Genomic DNA, 8,133 nt, shown 5'->3' with positions numbered 1-8,133 from the left:
TAAAGTTTCAACAGCAGTACCATTTGCGGTTGTGGCTTATCCGAACCCATACAGTGATAACTTCCACTTGAACCTGACTACCTCAAGCGAGGAGCGAGTAGGAGTATCTATTTATGACATGACCGGAAAATTACTGGATAAACTGGAAGTAGGAGCTACAGAGGCTTCAGAACTTTCTATCGGTGATCGTTACGCGTCAGGAGTATACAATGTAGTGGTAACCCAAGGAAATGAAGTTAAAACACTTCGTGTGGTAAAACGATAATTGTAGATCTCAATACTAAACAGAAAGCCTCTTCGGAAACGGAGAGGCTTTTTTTATGAGCAAAATTTAAAGCCTCAAGTTAACTAACAGAATTAATTTCTTTTAATGGATATCGGCATTCTTTTTTTGTTAATTTTACCCCAACGAAAAATGTTTCGAAAAGATAATGTATAAAAACTACGTCAAGCGTTTTATTGATTTTACAGTCGCTTTGATAGGATTTATCATCCTGTTTCCTGTTTTACTCGCTGTTACCGTATTTCTTTATTTTGCTAATGACGGGAAGCCTTTTTTTGTTCAGTCGAGACCCGGAAAAAATGGAGTCGTGTTTAAAATTCTCAAATTTAAAACGATGAACGACAAGAAAGACGCATTCGGTAATTTGTTGCCTGATGAAGTCAGACTCACTAAAATCGGAAAATTTATTCGCCAAACATCCTTGGATGAAATACCGCAATTGCTGAATGTGATTAAAGGAGATATGAGCCTTATTGGGCCGAGACCGTTGTTGACCAATTACCTGCATCTGTACAATGATTTTCAAAACAGAAGACATGAGGTAAAACCCGGAATCACCGGCTGGACTCAAGTCAATGGCAGAAACGGTATCAGTTGGAATCAAAAATTCGAGTATGATGTATGGTATGTAGATCACATATCTTTTGCATTGGATATGAAAATTTTACTCAAAACAATAGTGAAAGTTTTGAAAAGAGAAGGCATTAATTCGGCTGATTCAGCTACTACAGAACCGTTCAATGGAAAATAAGGTTAACTTATACGGAGCCAGTGGCCACTGTAAAGTTATAGTGGATATACTGCATTCTATTAATAAAGTGGTCGGAACTATACTGGATGACAATCCTAAATCAACGGAACTCCTCGGATATGCAGTACAAAAAAGTGATGGATTTCTCTTTGATAAAGCATCCCAATGGATACTGTCGATAGGAAATAATAAGGTCAGAAAACGGTTAGCTGATATGAATTTAGATTTTGTCAATCTTATACACCATAAGGCAATTGTTTCACCTCATTCAGCAATGGGAAAAGGAAATGTTGTGATGGCAGGTGCTATCATTAATCCGGGAGCAACTGTTGGTAATCACTGCATCATCAATACCGGAGCTGTCATTGAGCACGATTGCATCATAGAAGACTTTGCTCATGTTTCACCCTCTGTTGCATTAGCAGGAGGCGTTCGGGTGGGCGAAGGAACCCATGTGGGCATTGGAGCCTCGGTGATTCAGGGAGTGCAAATAGGCAAATGGGCTGTCATTGGGGCCGGTGCCGTGATTTTAAAAGATGTACCCGATTTTTCCACGGTTGTAGGCAATCCGGGCAGAATAATAAAATATACTAATCAACATGAGTGATTCTAAAATATGGTTGTCCTCTCCACACATGGGGGGGAATGAGCAGCGGTTTGTTCAGGAAGCTTTCGATACTAATTGGGTAGCACCTTTAGGACCTAACGTTACCGGATTTGAAAAAGATTTGGAACTGTATTTAGGAGAGGGTGTTTATGCTGCCGCCTTGAGTTCGGGCACTGCCGCTTTGCATTTGGCGCTTATTTTGTTGGGGGTAACATCGGGAGATGAAGTCATTTGCCAGAGTATGACTTTTTCGGCTTCGGCCAATCCAATAGTATATTTGGGAGCCCGACCGGTCTTTATAGACAGTGAACAGGAAACCATGAACTTAGATCCGGTCTTTTTAAAGGATGCTATACTTGATGGCATTTCGAGAGGCAAAAAGCCTAAAGCTATTGTATTGGTTCATTTATACGGTATGCCCTGTAAAATTGATGCAATCAGAGCCCTGGCAAACGAGTATCAAATTCCGGTTGTAGAAGACAGTGCGGAAGCTTTGGGCAGCAGTTACAAAGGTAGAAAATGCGGAACTTTTGGAGATATCAGTATTTTATCTTTTAACGGCAATAAAATAATCACCACTTCGGGTGGAGGGGCTTTGGTTACCCGATCGGCGGCACAAAAAGATAAAGCTGTTTTCCTTTCTACTCAAGCCCGAGATCACGCTCCTCATTACCAACATAGCGAAATAGGATACAATTACCGAATGAGTAATATTTGTGCCGGAATTGGAAGAGGCCAAATGGAGGTACTAGATGAGCATATGGCGTTGAGAAGAGCTATGCATCAGTTTTATGTTGCATTGTTTTCTGAAATAGAAGGAGTGACTGTATTTTCGGAACCTAATACTGATTTTTATTCGAATCACTGGCTTTCCTGCATACTATTGGATCCCGCCAGAACAGGAGGCATTACACGAGAAGATTTGAGGTTGGCTTTAGAAAAAGAAAATATTGAATCGCGACCCTTATGGAAACCCATGCACCTGCAACCCGTTTTTAGCGATTGTGCTTTTTTTGGTTCAAACGTATCAGAAAATTTGTTTACAAACGGGCTTTGTTTGCCTTCAGGTTCCAACTTAACTGACAAGGAAAGAGAAAGAATAGCGAAAGTGATACATACTTTGTTTAACCGCTAACTTTTTTACTATTTTTACCAATAGGTTCAAGCAAAAAGAGATAATTTGAAAAAAAGTACTATCATCGGTTTTTTCGAAGATTTAAAGGGGTTCTGGTCTAAAATTAATTTTAATTTCAGATTGGAAAACTTGGGCTATTTGCCCAGATGGCTGGTGCTTTTGCTTGATATTTTACTGCTGTTTGTAGCGGCTTCCATAACACTGTTGTTTTTCAGAGGATTGCGGTTGCAGTACATCAATAATGATGTCATGGCTGTTAGTATATCCTTGTATTTTTGTGTCAATGTATTTTTCTTTTGGGCTTACCGAACTTATTCGGGAATTATCAGGCACTCCTCTTATGTAGATGCTTTAAAACTATTCTTTGCTCAGTTTTTTTCTTATGCATTATTATTAGCGATTAATTATTATTTTTTTACTTTTCACGACCGAAAATTATTCCTCAATACCGGTTTGGTCATTAATGGGTTTTTGTCGTTCTCCTTTTTATTTCTTTACCGGGTAATAGTCAAGCAAACCTATGAGCGCTATTTTAATTTGGGAGATACCACTAAGTTGACCAGAGCCTTGATTTTCGGAACCGATGCCAATGCCATTGCTTTGGCCAATGCCTTGCAAACTGAGGTTCCCAAACGGTTCAAGGTAACAGGTTTCATTGAAAAATCAAGTCAGAATACTACCAAACGAATTTTAAACGCCCCAATCCTGCATATGAAAGGCAGTGCGGCAGCATTACTGATAGAAACCAATAGCGAAGCTTTAATTATAGTAGACAAGAATCTCTCTAAAAAAGAACGTTCTCGAATTGTGGAAGACTGTCTTGAGGCGTCTTTTAAAGTTTATACCATCCCGTTGTTGGCTGATTTAGAAGGACAAAAAGAAATCACAAAGAGTATTAAGACCTTTGAGATTCAGGACTTATTAGAACGTAAACCTATCGTTTTGGATAACAAGGCTATTTCAAAACAACTCAAAGGAAAAAAAGTTTTGGTTACCGGAGCTGCCGGTTCTATCGGAAGTGAAATCGTTCGTCAGGTATTGAGTTTTGAACCCAGAAAAATAATCGTACTGGATCAGGCTGAGTCGCCCTTGCACGAATTGAGTCTTGAAATTATGAACGTCAATCCCAATGTCCGTATCATTAATGTGATTTCCGATATAAGAGTTAAAGAAAGTATAGAACAGATTTTTATCAAGTATAAGCCTGAGGTGGTTTACCATGCCGCTGCCTATAAACACGTTCCGTTGATGGAAGAAAATCCGGCCCAGGCCATTTTTACCAATGTATTAGGGACTAAGAATTTAGCCGATTTGTCTTTTGAATATGATGTAGAACGGTTTGTAATGGTTTCTACTGACAAAGCGGTTAATCCCAGCAATGTAATGGGAGCCAGTAAACGGATAGCCGAAAAATATGTTCAGTCTTTGGATTATAAGCTCAAGGAGGCTTCAGAAAACAGCCCGCGAACTAAATACATCACTACCCGTTTTGGGAATGTTTTGGGTTCTAACGGATCAGTAGTGCCTTTGTTTACCAAACAGATTCAGGAGGGTGGTCCCATTACCATTACCCATCCGGAAATCATTCGTTATTTTATGACCATACCCGAGGCCTGTCAGCTGGTGCTAGAGGCTGGAGCTATGGGTAATGGAGGTGAAATTTTCATTTTTGATATGGGAGCTCCGGTTAAAATTATTGATTTGGCCCGAAAAATGATTCGACTGGCAGGGTTTATTCCTGATAAAGACATTGAGATTAAAATTATAGGCTTACGTCCCGGTGAAAAATTGTATGAGGAATTGTTGAACGACACCTCAAAAAATTTGCCTACACACAATGAAAAAATTCTCATTGCACATGAGAAAAATATCGTTAAATTTGAGGATATTGATAAAGCATTGGCTGAGTTGGCTGAAGCAGCACGCAGTAAGTCCAATCATTCCATTGTTTCCAAAATGAAAAAAATTGTTCCGGAATACAAAAGTTTAAATTCTATTTATCAGGAGTTGGATAGCGTTTAATCCGTTCTGTGTTTTTTTTCATAAAAACATCTAATATTGCAGTGATTCCTTTCTGATTTAGGAAATCAAATTGTAGATTTGCACGGCTTTGCCATTTTTAGTGAATAATTAAAAATGGATAACCGATAAATTTTCTTAACTATGATTAAAAAGTTATTTGTTCTATTAATAGCTTCCCTTTTTATACAGTCTTGCGCCAGTAAAAAAGATATATTGTACTATCAAAACATCAAGAGTGACTCTCAAGATAATATTAGTTACCTGACCAATAAGGTTCAGGTGAACGATATTTTATTTATCAAAGTATCGGCATTAATCGCTGAATCGGCTGAACCCTTTAATATTCAAATGAGTCAATCGGGGAATATTAATATAGAATCCTATAAAATACAAGGGTATCTCGTTTCTCAAAAGGGTACGATTACTTTTCCTCTCTTGGGAGATATTAATGTAGCCGGGAAAAGCACAGAGGAGATTCAGGATATGTTGGAAAAAATGTTGAGTGATAACGGCTATATTAAAGATGCTACAGTAAGTGTTAGAATTATTAACAGTAAAGTGACTGTTCTTGGAGAGGTAAAATCGCCTGGGACTTACAGTTTTGATGAGCAAAACATCTCGTTAAATCAAGCCATAGGCTATGCCGGTGATTTGACTATTAACGGAGTCAGAAAAGATGTGTTGCTGATCCGTGAAATCAACGGAACCCGAACCTATGTGCGTTTGGATTTGACCTCTTCGGAGTGGTTCAACGGACCTTATTACTACGTCAAACAAAATGATGTTATCATTGTTAATCCAAACGGACCAAAGGTTTTAACAGCCGGTTACTTGAATAATATTGGAAGCATAGTAGGCATATTATCCTTTTTCATTACAGTTGTACTATTAATCAAAAAATAATTATGGATAACAGTCATATCGACTCACAGGATAAAACGAGTAATTTCAATATCATAGAAGAGTTTTTCAAATACTTCAGGTATTGGTATTATTTTTTGATTTCGGTGTTGGTTTGTTTTTTTGCCACAAAATATTACTTAAATCATACTATACCGGTTTATGAATCTCAAACCAGTGTGAAAATTATTGACGATTCTAAAAATAGTTTTTCTTTACCCAGCTCGGGACTGGCGTTGTTTAATCGGACCAAAGTAAATTTGGATAATCAAGTTGAAGTGCTGAGATCTTATCGATTGCTTGAGCAAGTGACTAAAAGTTTAAATCTCACAACACAATATTACAGAGTTGGTTATTTCAATAATATTGAATTGTGGAAAAATCGTCCTTTCAATGTTGAATGGATGGGATCTTTGGTTGATAATGAAAATAAGGCTTTGAGTCTTGAAATAGAGTTGCATAAAGACGGATGCAAGGTGCTGGAAATAAATGGAGGAGATGCCAACGAATTTTTGCCTTACAATACTATTCGTACTATAAAGGGTGTGCCATTCAAAATATCATTACAAGTCGGTGCCAATCCTCATAAATTTTTTGGAAACCAATTCTTAATTCGTAAGAATTCTTTACAAGGTACAGTTATAGGGTTGTCTTCTAATTTAAAAATTTTAAATAAAAATGAGAATTCTGACGTATTGAATATCTCTATTACCGGAGCTAACAAAGACAAATCAGAAGCTATTTTAAATGAAATTATCAAGCAGTTTGATATCGATGGGTTGAATGATCGCCGTTTGGTATCGCAAAGAACCATAGAGTTTGTTAATGAACGATTCAAATCCTTGGAAAAAGAATTGGATTCAATTGAAACCCGTAAGGCCAATTATAAACGCAGTAATGAGTTGACGTTTTTAGAAGCAGATGCTGTATCGGTAACCGATAGTAAAAAATCAGCTAAAAATGATGTTTTTCAAACCGAAACCCAAATTGCATTATCTAAACTGTTAGAGCAATCTGTCAAATCAGATAAAAACTTAGGTTTATTGCCCACCAATATTGGAGTGCTGAATGCAGATATCAACACTCAGATATATAATTTTAACGCGGTTGTTTTAGAACGTGACCGTTTGTTGGTTAGTGCTGGAGAGAATAACCCAAAGGCCAAAATAATGAAAAGCAAGTTGGTCGATATGCAGCTCAACATTTTACAAACTATTAAAGATTACCAAGAAGAACTTGAGGTTTCTTTGGCAAAAAATAATGTGGTGAAGAATACCACAATGAGGAAATTTAGCGAAATTCCGTTTGATGAAAAAGTGCTAAACGGTATTGAACGAAATAAGAATATCAAAGAAGCACTTTATATATTGTTATTGCAAAAAAGAGAAGAAGCTGCAGTAAATTTGGCGATTACTTCTTCCTCTATTAAAGTAATTGATTATGCTTTAACCAACTCGGTACCGGCTTCGCCTAAAAGAGGTACTTATGTTATGGCTTCCATAATTGTTGGTTTGTTGTTGCCGTTCTTAGTCATTTACATTGGCTTTTTGTTAGATGACAAAGTGCATAATGCTGAGGATATTTCAAAAATGGCCCGAGGTAAAATCATTCTTTCCGAAATTCCGCATATTGATGATATAGACAAACTGACCACCTTTAACGACCGGTCTATACTCGGGGAGTCTTTCCGTATCCTTCGTACCAATCTTACCTATGTCTTGCCTTTGAAAGTCGAGAAACAAGGGCAGACCATATTGGTGGCTTCTACCATAAAAGGAGAAGGAAAAACGTTTACGGCCATCAACTTGTCCATATCGTTTGCCATCATGAATAAAAAAGTGTTGTTGATAGGTGCTGATTTAAGAAATCCTCAGTTACATCAATATCTGAGCACCAATAAAGATGAGTTAGGATTACAGGACTACCTGCATGATCCAACCGTTGACTGGCATACTATTATTAAGAAAAATCAATTGGATAATCCAAATCTCGATATTATTCTATCGGGTAGAATACCGCCAAACCCTGCCGAATTACTTTCTAACGGGCGTAAAGAGCAGTTGATTAATGAAGCTAAAAAAGAATACGATTTAATTATTATTGACAGTGCTCCGACCTTGCTGGTTACCGATACCTTGTTGATTTCTCAATACGTTGACGCGACCTTGTATGTGGTTAGAGCTGACTTCACTCCTAAAAAACTAATTCCGTTTACGGTAAATCTGAGCGATAGGGAGAAATTGAAAAACATGACTTATGTAATCAATAATGTTGGATTGAATTATGGTTATGGTTACAAATACGGCTACAGTTATAAGTATAAATACAACTATGCTTATGGGTACGGATATGGCTATGGTGCTGATATGCACGGAAAAAAATCGATTGTAAAACAATTCAAGTCGATATTCCAAAAGAAGAGTAAAGAAGCTTAA

The 8,133-nt window shown here is 37.4% G+C and carries 7 protein-coding genes; all 7 read left to right on the top strand.

Annotated features, from left to right (window positions below):
* On the top strand, positions 1–265 hold a 265-nt coding region (locus tag EZL74_RS07790), incomplete at its 5' end, for a T9SS type A sorting domain-containing protein (RefSeq protein WP_131475420.1).
* Positions 266–431: 166 nt separating this feature from the next.
* A complete protein-coding gene (locus tag EZL74_RS07785; RefSeq protein ID WP_131476038.1) occupies positions 432–1,034 on the top strand; it encodes a sugar transferase in 603 nt (200 codons plus the stop codon).
* On the top strand, positions 1,024–1,641 hold the full coding sequence (locus EZL74_RS07780; protein WP_131476037.1) for an acetyltransferase: 618 nt from the start codon (positions 1,024–1,026) through the stop codon (positions 1,639–1,641). The genes EZL74_RS07785 and EZL74_RS07780 overlap by 11 nt, the downstream gene beginning before the upstream one ends.
* Entirely contained in the window at positions 1,634–2,776 is a 1,143-nt protein-coding gene (locus EZL74_RS07775; protein ID WP_131476036.1) for a DegT/DnrJ/EryC1/StrS family aminotransferase, read from the top strand. Before EZL74_RS07780 ends, EZL74_RS07775 begins: the two co-directional genes overlap by 8 nt.
* 45 nt (positions 2,777–2,821) lie before the next feature.
* Positions 2,822–4,798 (top strand): polysaccharide biosynthesis protein, encoded by a 1,977-nt coding sequence (locus tag EZL74_RS07770; RefSeq protein ID WP_161971714.1) that lies wholly within the window; start codon positions 2,822–2,824, stop codon positions 4,796–4,798.
* A 141-nt stretch (positions 4,799–4,939) separates the two neighbouring features.
* Positions 4,940–5,701 carry a polysaccharide biosynthesis/export family protein gene (locus EZL74_RS07765; protein WP_131476035.1) on the top strand — a complete coding sequence of 254 codons (762 nt, stop codon included), beginning with the start codon at positions 4,940–4,942 and terminating at the stop codon, positions 5,699–5,701.
* A gap of 2 nt (positions 5,702–5,703) precedes the next feature.
* The gene (locus tag EZL74_RS07760; protein WP_131476034.1) at positions 5,704–8,133 is read left to right on the top strand and encodes a GumC family protein; all 2,430 of its coding nucleotides are present in this window, start codon (positions 5,704–5,706) and stop codon (positions 8,131–8,133) included.

This window comes from Flavobacterium silvisoli (assembly GCF_004329815.1).
Lineage (GTDB): Bacteria > Bacteroidota > Bacteroidia > Flavobacteriales > Flavobacteriaceae > Flavobacterium > Flavobacterium silvisoli.
Note: the sequence above shows the minus strand (reverse complement) of the source record. Positions and strands in the feature narration are given on the sequence as shown.